Origin of the sequence: Pseudolactococcus plantarum (assembly GCF_002441715.1) — a bacterium.
GTDB lineage: Bacteria > Bacillota > Bacilli > Lactobacillales > Streptococcaceae > Pseudolactococcus > Pseudolactococcus plantarum.
In genome coordinates, this window is sequence record NZ_JXJX01000010.1 from 1 (window position 1) to 16570 (window position 16570).

The following is a 16570-nucleotide window of genomic DNA, read 5'->3' on the forward strand; positions in this document are numbered from 1 at the left end:
AACATCAAACTTGGTGAAACAATCTTACCAGATGAGTTTTATTAAGCGATAAGCATTAAGTTTGAGTAAAAAAGAAGGTGACTAAAAAGTACCTTCTTTTTTTCATGATGTGTTTATATGATAATCATTATAGATCTTTAATAGACAAAAGTTGACGATATGATAGTGAAAAAAGGCTAAACCCGACAGATAATTAGAAAGTGTAGTTAAACGATGAATGATAAAACAGTTGTACTAAATGCAGGTATTGTAAATTATGACGGAAAAATAGATTATTCAACGATTTCCTCTGACGTTAAGTGTTATGATGAAACAGATGAGTGTCAAATTTTAGAACGCGTGCAAGGGTTTAATATTGTGGTGACAAAGGAGATGAGGTTAAGTCGTGACATCATTTTAGATTTTCCTGATAGCGTCAAGATGATATGTGAAGCAGGTACAGGTTACAATAATATTGATTTAGAGGCAGTACGTGAGAAAAATATTATTTTATGTAATATTCCTGATTATAGTAGCAAACGTGTTGCACATACAGCAATTATGCTGATGTTAAACCTAGCAAGTTCAGTTCAAAAACAGCTGCGTATGTTAGCTCAAGATAATCACGATAATTTTCATAAGCACTTGATGGTTGACCATGTGGAACTTAACGGAAAGACTTTAGGTGTTATTGGCTACGGACATATCGCAAAAGAGATCATTAAAGTCGCTCAAGCACTAGATATGAACATATTAGTCTCAACAAGGACTGCAAGAGAAGATAAAGATGGTGTGCGGTTTACAACGGCAGAAACAGTGTGGACACAAAGTGATTTTATTTCTCTTAATTGCCCATTAACACCACAAACACATCATATGATTAAGGAAGACACATTAGCACTAATGAAAAACACAGCCTTTATTATCAATACAGCCAGAGGGCCATTGATTGATGAGGGTGCCTTAATTAAAGCGATTAATACGGGAGTCATCGCCGGTGCAGGTCTTGATGTGCAAGAAGTCGAACCATTAGCTGATACAAGTCCCTTATATTCGATGGATAAAGTGATTATCACGCCACATATTGGCTGGAGAGGCTTAGAAACCAGACAAAGATTAATCTCTATCATCAAAAATAATATCACTGCTTTTTCACAAGGCAAGCCCATAAATGTTATACAATAACGGTATTAACCAGTAATTTGCAAAATCAGATACGATAAAACCCTTAATTCTTTTGTGATTAAGGGTTTTTTCCATAGATATTGCTACATTTGCTAAAAATTTTGACAAATTTAATAGTTTTTGAGAGAATGAGTTTGTAAGCGGTTGCTTTTTTGGAGTTATATCGGTTTTGTCACGACATATGGTAAATGATGTTATAGACAAATGATCATGAGAATAGAAGTGGAGAGTGAGTTCAAACAAATGATGTTTAATTATATTTATACGAGCTTATTAACCATTTTATATACGATAGTCATGTCTTTATTTTTGTGTTTATATTTAAAAAAACGCCAAAAAAATGAGTTATTGATGATGATATATTTTTTAGTTGTCATTATAAAAGGTATTGTGATTGCCATGTCTGAAACTTTCCATGTGTTTGCTAACGGTTATAATCAACTTTTCATGATTAATCCAATTTTTGATACACTTTATTATTTGGCTATAGTTGGAATTGCCCTAAAGTTAACAGATGAGCTACTGAATATAAAGTTAAAGTTTTATCAGTATGTTCTCTATATCCTATTTGCTTTTTGGTTAATTCTTGTGCCGTTCATGAGTGACTCCGCCTTAAAAGTTTGGTTATATTATTTACCAAGTCAGGTATTAACGATTTATTTGGGAGGGTTATTATTAAAACATGTTCGCCAACTGGATGAAACCCGTCAGTTTTACAGATATATTAGATTACTTGGGTGGTTAACCATTAGCTTTGGTCTATTAATCTTTTTAGAAGATAGCTTTGTTATTTATGTTAGAGATAGTTATCATCGTAATGTGTTGCAAATTCAAAATAGAAATATATCAGAAGATGTCTTTCATATCGTACTTTGTATGATCTCAATCCGCTACGTGTGCACTCAGTTATTAGCAGACAAGTTCACCTATCACGCGCCTAGTCCCCCAAATAATAGTCAGTGTGAGCGTGTTGAAACGACAGCTAATCAGCAGATGCCCAACCAAGAAGATGACTTTTCCAGATTCGTAAGTAAATATGGGATTACCCAACGAGAAGCAGAAATACTAAAGTTACTCATCGCACATAAACATAATCAGGAAATCGCGACGCAACTCTATCTGTCTATAGGAACAGTTAAGACACATACACATAATATTTTTATCAAACTTCAAGTTGACCGTCGCACAGAGGTTTGTAAAATTTGGGAAGCATTTGAACAACATGATACATGATATGATCAATAACCATTTTTAAAATGGTTTTTTTTATGGTTATTTGATCTAAACCTTTCTCTAAACTTTTGGGCCATAGCCTAGTCTAACAGTAGTGCAAGCGATGCTTAAGGTTTACATCCTTTAGTTTATTGTTTTGCTAAAAACGACTTGCTATACTGAAAACGTTCCCAATAGAGAACGTCGATCACATACTATTCAGGAGGATAACAACATGAACGCAACAAAGAAACGTGATTTTATTACGACGGAAACCTACTCAAAATCTGAAATTCTCGATATTGTAACGCTGGGATTAAAGATTAAAGCTGCCATCAAAAATGGCTATTATCCACCATTATTAAAAAATAAATCATTAGGTATGATTTTTCAACAATCCTCAACACGTACGCGTGTTTCTTTTGAAACAGCCATGACACAGTTAGGTGGTCACGCCCAATATTTAGCACCAGGTCAAATTCAATTGGGTGGTCATGAAACAATAGAAGATACAAGTATAGTTCTCTCTAGACTACTGGATATCATTATGGCACGTGTCGACCGTCATGAGTCTGTTGATAAACTCGCTAAATATACGAGCATACCAGTGTTAAATGCCATGTCAGACTACAATCATCCGACACAAGAAATAGGAGATTTGACAACGATTATCGAACACTTGCCAGTTGGTAAAAAATTAGAAGACTGTAAAGTTGTATTTGTAGGAGATGCAACTCAAGTTTGTTTTTCATTAGGATTGATTACGACAAAAATGGGGATGAAGTTTGTGCATTTTGGACCAGAAGGGTATCAATTGAATGCAGATCATCAAGCCAGACTGGCCGCTAATTGTGACGTATCAGGAGGCAGTTTTGAGGTCACAGATGATGCCTCAGCGATTATCGGTGCAGATTTCCTTTATACAGATGTTTGGTATGGCTTATATGATGCAGAGTTGTCTGAGGCAGAGCGTCTAGCAATCTTCTATCCTAAATATCAAGTCACACCAGACATGATGGCAAAAGCAGGCGCAAATACAAAATTTATGCACTGTTTACCAGCGTCAAGAGGTGAGGAAGTTGTTGATGCAGTCATAGATGGGCCAAATGCGATCTGTTTTGATGAAGCAGAAAATCGTTTAACATCGATTCGAGCGTTACTGGTATGGTTAATGACTGATTATACTCAGAAAAATCCTTATAATCTAGCGACACAAAGCATAGCTGAGTCTGAGTTAAAAGCTTACTTAAGCAAATAGGAAAGTGTGAGCATTATGGAAAATGGAAAGAAAAAATTTAGCTTGTTTAGTGCGATTCTTTCCGTCATTTGTGTTGTTTTTGTTGCCGAGGCTGCTGCACCAGTAGCTGCTATCGGTAACTCGCAGTTCTTTTGGTGGATTATCCTTATCGTAGCTTTTCTCTTACCTTATGGGTTGATTACATCAGAACTTGGGACTACCTATACAGGAGAGGGTGGGTTGTATGATTGGATTACAAAAGCATTTGGGCATCGTTGGGGAGCGAGAGCGTCCTGGTTTTACTGGATAAATTTTCCGTTATGGATGGCATCACTTGCTGTATTATGTCCGAAGTTATTACAAACGATCTTTGGTTTTCAGCTAACGACTGGGATCTCGATAGGTATCGAGTTGGTTTTTATCTGGGTTATTGTCTTAATTAGCTTATATCCAGTAAGTGATAGCGTTTGGATTTTAAACGGTGGAGCTGTGATTAAAGTCTTCTTAGCTTTAGCATTAGGGGGATTAGGTGTTTACTCAGCCATGACCAAAGGGGTTGCAAACTACTATACACTTGTATCATTATTGCCAAACTTTGATTTGAACAGTTTATCTTTTATATCAGTCATCATCTTTAATCTACTTGGTTTTGAAGTCATCTGTACCTTTGCTGACAGTATGGAAAATCCTAAAAAACAGATACCACAGTCCATCATCATTGGTGGTGTTGTTATCGCAGCTATCTATATGTTTTCTGCTTTTGGGATAGGCGTTGCGATTCCGACAGATCAACTATCAACAAGTTCAGGATTAGTCGATAGTTTTCAAGTGATGCTAGGTACGCCAACAGGTTGGTTTATTAGCTTAATTTCTTTCTTGTTTATGCTAACACTCGTTGGGAATATGGTTTCATGGTCACAAGGGGTTAATAATATCGCAAGCTATGCAGCAGATAATGGTGATATGCCAAGGTTTTTCTCGAAACGTCGGGCGACTAATGGTATTTCTTGGGGTGCAGCCTTGATGAATGGTCTTGTTGCGACAGTAATTGTTGTGATTTCACCGTTATTACCAAATCAAGATTTGTTTTGGTCATTCTTCTCACTAAATCTTGTGTTATTTTTACTAAGCTATATCCCAGTCTTTCCTGCATTTTATAAATTACGACAGAGTGATCCAGATACACCACGTCCCTTTAAAGTTAGTGGTAGTGTTACAACATTAAAAGTGTATACGGCTTTGCCGATGATTATCATTATTATCTCGTTGATTTTTACAGCGATACCATTACAGTTTGATGCCGCTTCTTTAACAGCACAATTACCTATTACCATTGGTTCAATTATCTTTATTGGGATTGGTGAGTTAATTATTAAAGTGAAGCAAATAAAAAAATAGGAGAAAAAATATGTCTAAACGTATGATTGGCTCTACACCAAAATCAGATGGATTTTGGATGCCAGCAGAATTTGAAGCACAAGAAGAAATTTTTATGATTTGGCCTGAACGACCAGATAATTGGCGTGATGGTGCAAAACCTGTTCAAATAGCCTTTACACAAGTAGCTAAGGCAATCAGTCAATTCACACCAGTTACCATGTTAGTGTCTAAAGCACAGTACCAAAATGCACGTTATCAATTACCTGATGTTATTCGTGTACTTGAAGTATCGAATAATGATGCATGGGTACGTGACTGTGGACCAACTTTTGTCATCAATGATCACGGAGATATTAGGGCAAATGATTGGTCGTTTAACGCCTGGGGTGGTCTTGTAGATGGTTTGTATTTTCCATGGGATCAAGATGACCTACTAGCACAAAAAGTTTGTGAGATAGCGCGTATCGACTCTTATCGTACAGATGATTTTGTCCTAGAGGGGGGCTCGTTTCATGTAGATGGTGAAGGGACAGTCTTAACAACAGAAATGTGTCTGTTATCAAGAGGCAGAAACCCTCATATGACTAAATCAGATATTGAGTCTAAACTAAAAGCCTATTTAAATGTTGAAAAAGTCCTATGGCTCAAAGATGGCATCGATCCAGAAGAAACTAATGGACACGTAGATGATGTTGCTTGTTTTGTAGCTCCTGGCGAAGTGGCTTGTATCTATACTGAGGATAAAACATCACCATTTTATCAAGCCTCACAAGAGGCATACAAACGCTTGAGTCAGATGACAGATGCTAAAGGGCGACACCTAAAAGTTCACAAATTAACTTGTCCTGAAAAAACAGTCACGATAAAAGGTGATTTTAACATAGATAACGTGGAGGGAACAATCCCTCGAGAAGATGGTGATATTTGTATTGCATCTTATATGAATTTCTTGATTACGAATAAAGGTGTTATCGTACCGCAGTATGGAGACCGTCATGATGCACTTGCTTTAAAACAAGTACAAGCGATGTTTCCAAGTCATGAAGTTGTGGGGGTTAATACAGTTGAAATCGTCTATGGTGGCGGCAATATTCACTGTATTACCCAACAAAAACCTCAAGTGAAAAGGAGCTAGGTTAAGATGGGAAAACGTATCGTAGTCGCTTTAGGTGGGAATGCCATATTAACTGATGATCCATCTGCGAGCGCACAAGCAAAAGCACTACAACAAACAGCTGAGCAGTTAATGCCCTTGATTAAAGATAATGATGTTGAGATGGTTGTCACACATGGTAACGGCCCTCAAGTCGGTAATTTACTCTTACAACAATTGGAGAGTGATTCAGATAAAAATCCAGCTATGCCACTTGACACTGCAGTTGCTATGACACAGGGTGAAATTGGCTATTGGATGCTTCAAGCCTTTACGGCCGCACTCAATCATAACGATATGTCTGATGTGCCACTTGTTTCTGTGATTACACGAACTGTTGTAGATCCAGCAGATGAAGCATTTGATAACCCAACGAAGCCGATCGGACCTTTTTATACTGAATCAGAAGCAACCCTTATCAAAGCCCAATATCCAGAGTGGAAAATGATCGAAGATTCTGGCCGTGGGTATCGCCGTGTTGTGGCATCCCCACTTCCGTTAAAAATCGTGGAAGCGAAAGCGATAAAACCATTACTAGACGCATCAGCTTTGGTGACAGTATGTGGCGGTGGCGGTATTCCTGTGATAGAAAGTGATACAGGCTATGAGGGTGTGGAAGCTGTTATCGATAAAGATTTTTCTGCCTCAAAGTTAGCAGAACTTGTTGAAGCAGATGAATTAGTCATTCTTACTTCAGTGGGAGATGTATTTTTAAACTTTGGCAAACCTAATCAACAAGCACTTGGAACTGTTTCAGTGAGTGACATGCGTTCGTATTTGAACCAAGGATTATTTGCAGCAGGATCCATGAAACCAAAGGTCGCAGCAGCAGTTTCATTTGTTGAAAATACAGGCAAAAAAGCCACGATTACCTCGTTAGATAATGTTGAAAATTTCGTAAAACATGGATCAGGAACTTGTATTATTCCTGATTAATCAGCTGTAGTTATGATATGAGAAGTGTCCTAGTCCTCGAAACAGTCCTTTTCGAGGGCTTTTTTATTGGCAAGAGGTGGTAGGTTGATATCATCAAAGCAGTATTTTGTCACAATGATTAAGCATAAAAGTTAAACGTCTAAATGATATTTTACTAGTGTTTGTGATAGAATATAATTAAAACTTGCGAGGAAATCACAAGCTTTTCAGCAACATTTAAGGACATAGCACAGATGATGCGTCTATGACTCTGTAAAAAGATGATTAAGGAAAAATTAAAAAATGGCAGAACCAATTAAATTATTTCAGTACAATACCTTATCAGCACTCATGAGTGGCCTTTTTGAAGGTAGCATGACGATTGGTGAGTTGCTTGAGCAAGGGGACTTGGGCATTGGGACACTTGACGCGATTGATGGGGAATTGATTGTCCTTGATGGTAAAGCTTATCAAGCACGTGGCGATAAAACGATCACTGAAGTTGGACCAGATGTTCAAGTCCCTTACGCAGCAGTCGTATTTCATCAAGCAGAAGTTATCTTTAGACAACGTTTTGAAGCGACAGATGAAGAACTCCAAACACGTATTGAAACATACTATGATGGTGCTAACCTATTTCGTTCTATAAAAATTCATGGGACTTTTTCAAATATGCATGTTCGGATGATCCCTAAGGCAAAAGCAGGTGCAAAATTTGCTGATATTGCGACGAATCAACCAGAATACACTGAAAAAGATGTAACGGGTACAATTGTTGGGATTTGGACACCAGAGATGTTTCATGGTGTGAGTGTTGCTGGCTACCATCTACACTTTATTACGGATGATCATACATTTGGTGGGCATGTCCTAGACTACGTAATTACAGAAGGTACTGTAGAAGTGGGGGCAGTAGACCAACTAGATCAACGTTTCCCAGTACAAGATAGAAAATATCTTTTTGCTAAATTAAACTTAGATGAATTAAAAGAGGACATTAGTAAAAGTGAGTAATGCAAGTATTGATTGGATTCATTCGCGTTTAAAGTTTGGGATTAAACCTGGTTTATCTCGTATCGCATATTTACTACAAGAATTAGATAATCCACAAGATAAACTCAAAACAGTTCATATCGCGGGTACCAATGGCAAAGGCTCAACAGTTACTTTTTTGTCGAATATTTTACAGCAACATGGCTTAAGCGTTGGCACTTTCACCTCGCCATATATCGAGATATTTAATGAACGTATCGCGATTAATGGTCATTTTATAACAGACCAAGAACTTGATGATGTCGTAGGAGTGATCAAACCTATCGTTTTAAAAATGGATGAAGACGAGGCGCTGTCAAATATCACTGAGTTCGAAATTTTAACTGCTATTGGCTTTTACTATTTTAATGAAAAATCTGTGGATATTGCCATCATCGAAGTAGGGCTGGGTGGACTTTTTGATTCGACAAATGTTATCACACCTTTAGTGTCTGCAATTACAACGATCGGCTTAGATCATCAAGATATTTTAGGAGATACGCTTGCTAAGATAGCTAAAGAAAAAGCAGGCATCATTAAGCAAGGTGTGCCCGTTGTCATCGGTAGTCCAATCGGGATGCCCGATGAAGCATATGATGTCATCGTACAAGTTGCAAAGCTTAAAAACGCACCGCTTTACCAATCAAGTGCTGATGGTCGTTTTGATCTCAACTTACATGGTCAATATCAACAAGAAAATGCCGCTTTAGCGGTTAAGTTGTTTGAACAACTATCAGAGACACTATCCTTAACAGTAGATCAAACAAAAATAGCACAGGGCCTTAAACAAGCATTTTGGCCGGCAAGAATGGAAGCCTTGCATGGCTATATTTTAGATGGTGCGCATAATATACCAGCAATCAAGCGCTTAGCTAGTGAATTTCAAGGAGAACAGAAAGTCAATATTTTATTTTCTGCCTTACAACGTAAGGATTTCCATGAAATGATCTACCTTTTACAAGAAATCCCTAATGTAAGCTTGACATTATCTACGTTTGACTATCCTAAGTCAATACAAGAAAGTGACATAGCTGATATTTCAGGTGTTACCTGGTTGGCGAACTGGCAAACTTTTTTTGATAATCCTAAACATGCAGACGAGACCTACCTCATTACAGGTTCCTTGTATTTTATGAGTCAAGTTAGAGAATTTCTACTCAAACAAGAGAACAGATAAGAATTAAATAAAATAAAAATAATGTTTTTGGTTTGACATTATTTTTTTATGTGATATACTTAACTGGTAAATGACTTTTACATAGGGTCACGTCTGTATAAAATGTTAGGATTTGTTATCCTCATTTATATTTTTTTGACTATATGATTAACTGGTAAACTATTTTTAGAAAGAGAAACATGAAAAAGAAATTATTTTTTGGCTTATTAGCGACAGTTGCCTTAGTATCCTTAGCTGCCTGTGGTAGTGGCGATAAAACAAGTAAAAAGAGTGATAAACTCAATATCGTTACGACGTTTTATCCCATGCAAGAATTTACCAAACAAATTGTTGGTGATCAAGCAAGCGTTTCAGTTCTAGTTAAACCTGGAGTTGAGCCACATGATTTTGAACCATCAGCAAAAGATGTTGCTGCTATTCAAGATTCTGATGCTTTTGTGTATAACAATGAAAACATGGAAACATGGGTTCAAAAAACAACAAAAGATATGAAAAAAGTGGATGTCATTAAGGCTTCAGACGGTATTTTACTATTACCAGGCATCAGTGAGGAAGAATCTGCAGGTCATGAAGGCCATAGTCATGTATTGGATCCTCACGTTTGGTTAGCACCTAGTCTTGCGATTAAAGAAGTTGAAACAATCCGAGATCAACTGATTAAAAAGTTTCCTAGTAAAAAAGACATTTTTACACAAAATGCACATAATTACTTGAAAAAACTCAAAGCATTGGACGCAACTTATAAAGAAAGCTTAACGAATGCAAAACAGAAAAACTTTGTGACACAACATGCTGCATTTGCGTATCTAGCTATGGAATATGGTTTGAATCAAGTACCGATTACTGGTATTAATCCAGATGTAGAGCCATCTGCAAGTAGAATCAAAGATTTAAAAGCTTACGTAAATAAAAATGATATCAAATATATTTATTTTGAAGAAAATGCAACAGATAAAGTCGCTAAAACGTTAGCAAAAGAAGCAAACGTGACGACTCTTGCCTTGAATCCTTTAGAGTCATTAACACAAGAACAAGAAAAAACTGGCGATGACTACATTTCAGTTATGATGCAAAATCTGGAAAACCTGAAGAAAACAACAAATGCTGATACGAAAGTCACAGCAATCGAACCAGAAAAACAAGAAGCTAAAACAGCAGCACAAGGCTACTTTAAAGATAATGAAGTCAAAGATAGAAGCTTATCAGATTGGGCTGGTACATGGCAATCTGTTTATCCTTTACTAAAAAGTGGTGCGTTGGATCAGGTGATGAGCTATAAGTCATTACAAAATAAAGATAAAACTGCGGATGCCTATAAAGCATATTATGAAACGGGTTACCAAACAACTGTTAATCAGATTAAGATAAAAGGAGATGAGGTCACATTTTATATAGATGGTCAAGCACATAAAGCAAGTTATAAGTACAGTGGTAAAGAAACGCTAACTTATGATAAAGGTAATAGAGGTGTGCGTTATCTCTTTGAGGCTGTAGGAGATACAAATGGTGCATTTAAGTATTTGCAATTCAGTGACCATAGTATTGCACCTACAAAAGCTGAACACTTCCATATATATTTCGGAAATGACAGTCAAGCCGCATTAACAAAAGAACTTACTAATTGGCCGACATACTATCCATCATCTATGAGTGCAGCTGAGATCGCTCAAGAGATGGTAGCCCATTAATCAATCAAAAACAGTGACGTCGTAATTTAATTGCTCACTAAAGGACTACACTTATGAGTCAAAAAAAGCACACTAACTCTAGGAGTGACAGTTAGTGTGCTTTTTTAATTTATGTATCATATGTTATAATAGAGAGTATCATAAGCGATATGATTAGAAAAGGGTTAAATGAAAAAACATCGTGACAAACAACTAGCTATTCCCTTAGAGGTAAAAGCGAGTATCATTAAACTAGCAATGATATCAATCAGTATATTAGTACTGGGTATCGTCATGTTTTTGGGGTTCACCTTTACGCCTGATACACCTATACTTGTTTTATTATTTGGTATCTTTTTCATCATCGCAGGTATCATGGTCGGTATCATTTGTGTGAAGTCTAAAAAACAAATCATATTAAGAGTTGATGAAACAGGAATCACCTACCAACCAGTTTCATTTGGGAAACAACAAATCGTTGGCCCGGTGCTGTGGTCTGATATAATTGACATTAGCATAAAAGTCGTTCGTTCTGGAAAAAGTACACAACGTTACCTTGAAGTACAAGTCAAAAATCCAACTGATTATCAGTTAAAGAAAACGAAACCAATTCTGGATAAATTATCAAAGTTTAATTTAGCTAGTAAAACGCCTGATTTTACAGTGATTTTAGCCCCTTTATCGATGTTAAAAATAAAAAACGATGCCTTACTCGCAACCTGTCAACGTGAGTTTGAGACCTATCGACATCTGGCTAGTGAGGTATCAAGCGAACAACAAGATGAAAGTCAACATGACCTGACTCATGCGCAACCTTTTCAAATCAAAACTGATAGTGCCATGAGTTCGCCATTTGAAACTCAAGATACAAACCCAAATAGACAGGCAACGCAAAAACTGGCGACGCGTCTAACTATCCTACTCATTATCTTAATTTTTATAGGTGGTGGTTTATCTTATTTTAAAGCACAATCAAAATATGCAGGATTAAAGAACAAAACACAGTATTATTTGACGGAAAATAAGGGTGAAACCCCTGATATCTTATTTAGTTTTAGAATCTTTAGCAGTCTGAAAGCAAAATACCCAGTGGTTTTGTTTGCCACACAATATAAAACGAATACAGCCTTAACTAAAGACACTGTTGATGCTTTAAACAATGTTCAAAATCAAGTCATCCAAGATGATAAAATCTATGCATTGAAAAATGATGGTGACTACTATGCGAGTTACAGTAAATATCAGATTAAAAATAAACAAATCAAGATGGATTTAATAGATGGTGCAGGCAAGTATATTTTCGGTGATGTTGATTATCTAAACATCGGAGATATCAAGCGTGATAATCAAAAGCACTATTATACAGCGACACTTGAGTCTAGACAAGAGAATAAATCTAATAGTCTCAAAGTCAGGATTTATTCATCAGCTGATTTAATGAAAATTAAAGATTATCAGAAATAAGTGGTGATCGAATCTATAAACAAAAAAACTGACAAATGTGTCAGTTTTTTATTATTTTACAACAACACATACCGCTTCAGGTACCTTAAACTCATGTTGGACTTCAGTCAGTAAGCCTGTTTGAGCATCACGTAAAAATGTCGTAACAGTGTCAGAGTCTTGGTGCGGGGCAATTAAGACATGTTCATCTGTAGAAAGCGTAAAATCTCTTGGTATTTTACCGTTCGTTGCGATTATTTGTATCAGTTCAAGTGTACCATCACCGATAATTTTATAAGCAGCAATAGAATCATGACCACGGTTTGAGGCGTAAAGGAATTTACCATCTTTAGTGATGCGAATCGCAGCAGTACCGTTAAACTCAGTCCAATCTTTTGGCAGTGTAGAGATGGTTTGTAAGAGACTTAACTGTCCTACCCCATCATAAATTAATACTTCAATCGTACTATTCAATTCACAAATGAGATAGGCGATTTTTTGGGTAGGATGAAACACGATATGTCTCGCACCAGCACCTGGTGTTGCTTTATAGGTTGCGAGAATAGATAATTTGCCATCTGTAGCTACATCGTAAGTGATGACTTCATCAGTACCTAAATCACAGGTGATCAGATATTTATCGGGCGTAAGATCAGCAAAATGAAGGTGTGGACTTGCTTGGTTTTCATGTGGACCAGACCCACTATGTTTAGTGGTATCAACTAGTGTGAGTTTGCCATCGTCAGCTTGTTTATAGACAGTCACCTCACCTTTGTGATAATTAGCACCATAGACTAAACCACGTGCTTCATCAAAGGCGACATAACAAAGTGGCGCACCAGGAGAAACAACGTGATTTAACAGCTTGCCTGACGCGTCAAAAGCAGCAATACCACCTTCTCCATTTTCAGCACCAACGCTATAGAGATGCCCAGCAGCATCAAAAGTTAGATAGGTTGGATTAGGTTCTTTAATTTTTAACTCAAGCTCACGCAATATGCCAGAAGTCGTATCCAGCGATGCGCTATAAATACCCTCAGATGTTCTTTTAGTATAAGTACCAAAATATAGGTTGTCTATCATGAATGTAATCCCTTTCATTTCTATACTGATATTATACCATAAGTTTTTAAAATTGGTCAGAGTGGCCAGTTGTCATAGCAGTATCCTCATAAAACTATAATAAAATGAGTGAAAGACATGAACTGTTCTATAAATTGAAATCTTATTAGACAATGAAAGCACTAACATATGCTATAATAAAGTAACATCTTTTAAATTATGTAACTGTTGACATTAAGGTATCAGGTCATCTATATCTTATATTTTTTTTATACAAAATAACTGAAGAGTAGGGGAAATAGATGGAAAGTAATAATAATTTCAAATCGTCTTGGTTTTTTAAGTGGCTGTTGGATAATAAGGTAGCAACTGGTTTTGCTGTTACATTACTCTTTTTGCTCAACATAGTACTTTTGACCAAACTAAGTTTCATGTTTCAACCGATTGCTGACTTTCTTGGTGTTATCATGCTTCCCATTATTTTAGCAGCAGTCTTTTACTATTTACTTAGCCCGATTGTTGATTATTTTGAAACGCGTAAAGTCAAAAGAGTTATCACAATCAGTGTCTTATTTGCACTTATTTTGGCATTAATTATCTGGGGTTTAGCTGTTGCTATCCCAAACATTGCCTCTCAAGTTGAAAAATTAATTGCTAATTTTCCAGCATATGTTGAAACTGGTAAAACACATATTAATAGTCTTGTTGAAGATAACCGCTTTAAACAATTTCAACCTCAAATTGAGAAAGCAGTCACGAGTTTCTCAAATAACTTAATTGATATTTCAAAAAATATTTCAGGTAGTTTAGTGAATGGGACCAGTTCATTTTTATCTGCAGCAACTGGTGTTGTGATCGCACTCATGATTTTCCCGTTTATTTTGTTTTATTTATTAAGAGACGGTAAACAACTCAACGGCTATATCACTAAGATGTTACCAATCTCATGGCGTAAGGATACATCAAAGGTATTATCTCAAGTTAATGAACAATTATCTAGTTATGTTCGTGGTCAGTTAATTGTTGCAGGTGCTGTTGCCATTATGTTTTCTATCATGTTTTCAGTTATCGGCTTAAAATATGCTGTTTTGATTGGTATTTCTGCAGGGTTTCTTAACTTGATTCCTTATTTAGGGTCATTTCTAGCAATGATTCCTGCTTTAATCATTGGCCTTGTAGCGGGGCCGTTCATGATCGTTAAAGTTCTGATTGTCTTTGTTATCGAACAGACCATCGAAGGTCGGTTTGTTAGTCCATTAGTACTTGGTAGCAAGTTAAATATTCATCCGATTACAATTTTGTTTGTCTTGTTAACGTCAGGTAAGATTTTTGGTTTTTGGGGTGTGTTAATTGGGATACCTGCTTACGCATCTGCTAAAGTTATCGTTGTGTATTTGTTTAAGTGGTATCGTCAAATCTCAAGTCTTTATGAAGATTAACTGATCAGCTCATATAAAAAATCACGCATAGTTATGTGTGATTTTTTTATTGTCCAATGATTTGACAATATAATTGATATAACGTAATATAAAAATAACATAGGGATGAAAAAAGTGACCTGTTGTTCAACTTAGGCAGCAACAAAAAGAAAGTAAATTAGCATGCATATTGAGAGTTTATTAGATAAAAAAGAAGTAATACAAGTTGAGATCATACGGTTTTTATTATTTCAGACGAAAAAAACGACAAAACAAGCCTTAGCCAAAAAAGTCAAATTAACTCAAAATGCCTTAAAAGAGTACTTAGTGGATATCGTGACAACTTGTCAATCTTTAGGAGAAAGCTTTAGCATTTCAATCGAAGAAAAAGAGTTAGCCATCACCTTTTCATCAGATATTAACTTTGACAAAATCATATTAGCTTATGTGAATCAGAGTTTAGCCTATCAGATTTTGCGATATGTGCTAGAACATAAAAAAGTATCCATTTTTCAGTTAAGTCAAGAATTTAGCAGCAGTGAAGCCACTATATTTCGTAAATTAAGAGACCTAAATCAGCTACTAAAACCGTTTCATATTAAGATAAAAAATGGCCAATTAGTGGGGGATGAATTGCAAATTCGCTATTTTTACTTTAGCTTATTGACAATCATAGATACAGAATTTTCAAGTGATGATTTGGCTGTTACTCACTTGATAGAAAAAATACAACCTGAGTTTCGTCATACGTTTTCCAAAGGCGCATTGAAACGATTAAGCTGCTGGCTTTTTGTAACACGACATAGATTTTCAGTAGCAAATCATGAAAATAGTCATTTTTTTGAGATCCAAGATAAGTTTATTTCTGATCCCCTATATCAAAAAATGGGAGAGGGTATACAGCGTTATTTTAAAGATATGATCAGCTATGTCGGTAAATATGAAGGGGCGATGTTTTATTGCTTTTTTGTCAGTTTTGATATTTTAGGGACGGATAATTTTTCTAGTTATGACCTTACCAGACGAAAAAAGATATCGACAGCTATGTTAGATACCTATAGTCGTGAAATTATTCTGTCGTATTATGGGTATCAGCGCCTTAGTATCTCAGATGAGAAGGGATTAGCTTATAAACTTTCTCAAATCCATACACGTGTACTTTGCTTTCAGGGCGAGGTGACACTTTACGATACCAAACGGATACACGACTATTTTCAACAATATATCACACCTGATATGACAGACTTAATTATTAGATTGATCCAAACAACTCAAGAACGCTTAGGGTTAACAGAGGCGATAAAGCCCTTTCTCTGGACTAACTATGCCAATATTTTAGTATCAATCAACCTATCTCTTTATCAAAACTTAACTGTCGGCATTGATCTTGATAATTTGTTTAGTTTTGGAGAGAGTTTATATCACTTTTTACTCAGTGAGTTATCAGGGATTCCTCAGGTGAGATTTGAAAAATTTCATGAATACGAGTATTATGATCTGATACTGACGACTAGAGAAAAACCAATTTCTGAAACGCCACACTATTATTATTTATCAGAATTTATATCGCCGTATGATATCAAAAAAATAAAACTGATCATCAATAAAATCAAGCATCAAAAAAATAACTATCAAAAATAACGTAAAAATAGTCTATTATTGATAGTCTATTTTTTTGCGTCTATGTTACGATAAGATTATAGAAAACGT

Annotated in this window: 13 protein-coding genes; 12 read left to right on the forward strand and 1 reads right to left on the reverse strand. The window is 36.0% G+C overall.

Translation table 11 applies throughout. The features are described from left to right. The first annotated feature begins 213 nt into the window (after positions 1–213). From RU87_RS07190 to RU87_RS07235, 10 genes are all read left to right on the forward strand, one after another. Positions 214–1164, forward strand: coding sequence for an NAD(P)-dependent oxidoreductase (locus RU87_RS07190; RefSeq protein ID WP_068163772.1), 951 nt, complete (start codon positions 214–216; stop codon positions 1162–1164). 351 nt (positions 1165–1515) lie between these two features. Beyond that, positions 1516–2397, forward strand: a complete 882-nt coding sequence (locus RU87_RS07195; protein WP_231860449.1) for a helix-turn-helix transcriptional regulator — start codon at positions 1516–1518, stop codon at positions 2395–2397. A gap of 214 nt (positions 2398–2611) precedes the next feature. Then, a complete protein-coding gene (ptcA, locus tag RU87_RS07200; protein ID WP_068163770.1) occupies positions 2612–3634 on the forward strand; it encodes a putrescine carbamoyltransferase in 1023 nt (340 codons plus the stop codon). Positions 3635–3649: 15 nt separating this feature from the next. Next, positions 3650–5011 (forward strand): APC family permease, encoded by a 1362-nt coding sequence (locus tag RU87_RS07205; protein WP_068163767.1) that lies wholly within the window; start codon positions 3650–3652, stop codon positions 5009–5011. Positions 5012–5021: 10 nt separating this feature from the next. Next, positions 5022–6128, forward strand: a complete 1107-nt coding sequence (gene aguA, locus RU87_RS07210) for an agmatine deiminase (protein ID WP_068163766.1) — start codon at positions 5022–5024, stop codon at positions 6126–6128. Between the two features lie 6 nt (positions 6129–6134). Further along, entirely contained in the window at positions 6135–7082 is a 948-nt protein-coding gene (arcC, locus tag RU87_RS07215) for a carbamate kinase (RefSeq protein ID WP_068163763.1), read from the forward strand. Between the two features lie 282 nt (positions 7083–7364). Then, positions 7365–8075, forward strand: coding sequence for an acetolactate decarboxylase (gene budA / locus RU87_RS07220; RefSeq protein WP_068163761.1), 711 nt, complete (start codon positions 7365–7367; stop codon positions 8073–8075). Beyond that, positions 8068–9270: a bifunctional folylpolyglutamate synthase/dihydrofolate synthase gene (locus RU87_RS07225; protein ID WP_068163758.1), complete on the forward strand. Its 1203-nt coding sequence runs from the start codon at positions 8068–8070 to the stop codon at positions 9268–9270. Before budA ends, RU87_RS07225 begins: the two co-directional genes overlap by 8 nt. Positions 9271–9449: 179 nt before the next feature. After that, positions 9450–10958 carry a metal ABC transporter solute-binding protein, Zn/Mn family gene (locus RU87_RS07230; RefSeq protein ID WP_068163755.1) on the forward strand — a complete coding sequence of 503 codons (1509 nt, stop codon included), beginning with the start codon at positions 9450–9452 and terminating at the stop codon, positions 10956–10958. A gap of 168 nt (positions 10959–11126) precedes the next feature. Next, on the forward strand, positions 11127–12401 hold the full coding sequence (locus tag RU87_RS07235) for an STM3941 family protein (RefSeq protein ID WP_068163752.1): 1275 nt from the start codon (positions 11127–11129) through the stop codon (positions 12399–12401). A gap of 51 nt (positions 12402–12452) precedes the next feature. Here the strand turns inward: RU87_RS07235 and RU87_RS07240 are convergent, their stop codons facing one another. Then, positions 12453–13463 (reverse strand): lactonase family protein, encoded by a 1011-nt coding sequence (locus RU87_RS07240; protein ID WP_068163748.1) that lies wholly within the window; start codon positions 13461–13463, stop codon positions 12453–12455. A 281-nt stretch (positions 13464–13744) separates the two neighbouring features. On the opposite strand from RU87_RS07240, the gene RU87_RS07245 reads away from it, so the two are divergent. Then, a complete protein-coding gene (locus RU87_RS07245; protein ID WP_068163745.1) occupies positions 13745–14881 on the forward strand; it encodes an AI-2E family transporter in 1137 nt (378 codons plus the stop codon). Positions 14882–15043: 162 nt separating this feature from the next. Continuing rightward, positions 15044–16501: an AcpB/EbpR/MafR family transcriptional regulator gene (locus tag RU87_RS07250; RefSeq protein WP_068163743.1), complete on the forward strand. Its 1458-nt coding sequence runs from the start codon at positions 15044–15046 to the stop codon at positions 16499–16501. Positions 16502–16570 lie beyond the last annotated feature (69 nt).

Excerpts from the sequence above, each read along its gene's own strand:
- RU87_RS07250 (WP_068163743.1), top strand. The coding sequence starts at position 15,044 with ATGCATATTGAGAGTTTATTAGATAAAAAAGAAGTAATACAAGTTGAG.
- arcC (WP_068163763.1), top strand. The coding sequence starts at position 6,135 with ATGGGAAAACGTATCGTAGTCGCTTTAGGTGGGAATGCCATATTAACT.
- RU87_RS07245 (WP_068163745.1), top strand. The coding sequence starts at position 13,745 with ATGGAAAGTAATAATAATTTCAAATCGTCTTGGTTTTTTAAGTGGCTG.
- RU87_RS07190 (WP_068163772.1), top strand. The coding sequence starts at position 214 with ATGAATGATAAAACAGTTGTACTAAATGCAGGTATTGTAAATTATGAC.
- RU87_RS07235 (WP_068163752.1), top strand. The coding sequence starts at position 11,127 with ATGAAAAAACATCGTGACAAACAACTAGCTATTCCCTTAGAGGTAAAA.
- RU87_RS07195 (WP_231860449.1), top strand. The coding sequence starts at position 1,516 with ATGATGATATATTTTTTAGTTGTCATTATAAAAGGTATTGTGATTGCC.
- ptcA (WP_068163770.1), top strand. The coding sequence starts at position 2,612 with ATGAACGCAACAAAGAAACGTGATTTTATTACGACGGAAACCTACTCA.
- RU87_RS07240 (WP_068163748.1), bottom strand. The coding sequence starts at position 13,463 with ATGATAGACAACCTATATTTTGGTACTTATACTAAAAGAACATCTGAG.
- RU87_RS07230 (WP_068163755.1), top strand. The coding sequence starts at position 9,450 with ATGAAAAAGAAATTATTTTTTGGCTTATTAGCGACAGTTGCCTTAGTA.
- aguA (WP_068163766.1), top strand. The coding sequence starts at position 5,022 with ATGTCTAAACGTATGATTGGCTCTACACCAAAATCAGATGGATTTTGG.
- RU87_RS07205 (WP_068163767.1), top strand. The coding sequence starts at position 3,650 with ATGGAAAATGGAAAGAAAAAATTTAGCTTGTTTAGTGCGATTCTTTCC.
- budA (WP_068163761.1), top strand. The coding sequence starts at position 7,365 with ATGGCAGAACCAATTAAATTATTTCAGTACAATACCTTATCAGCACTC.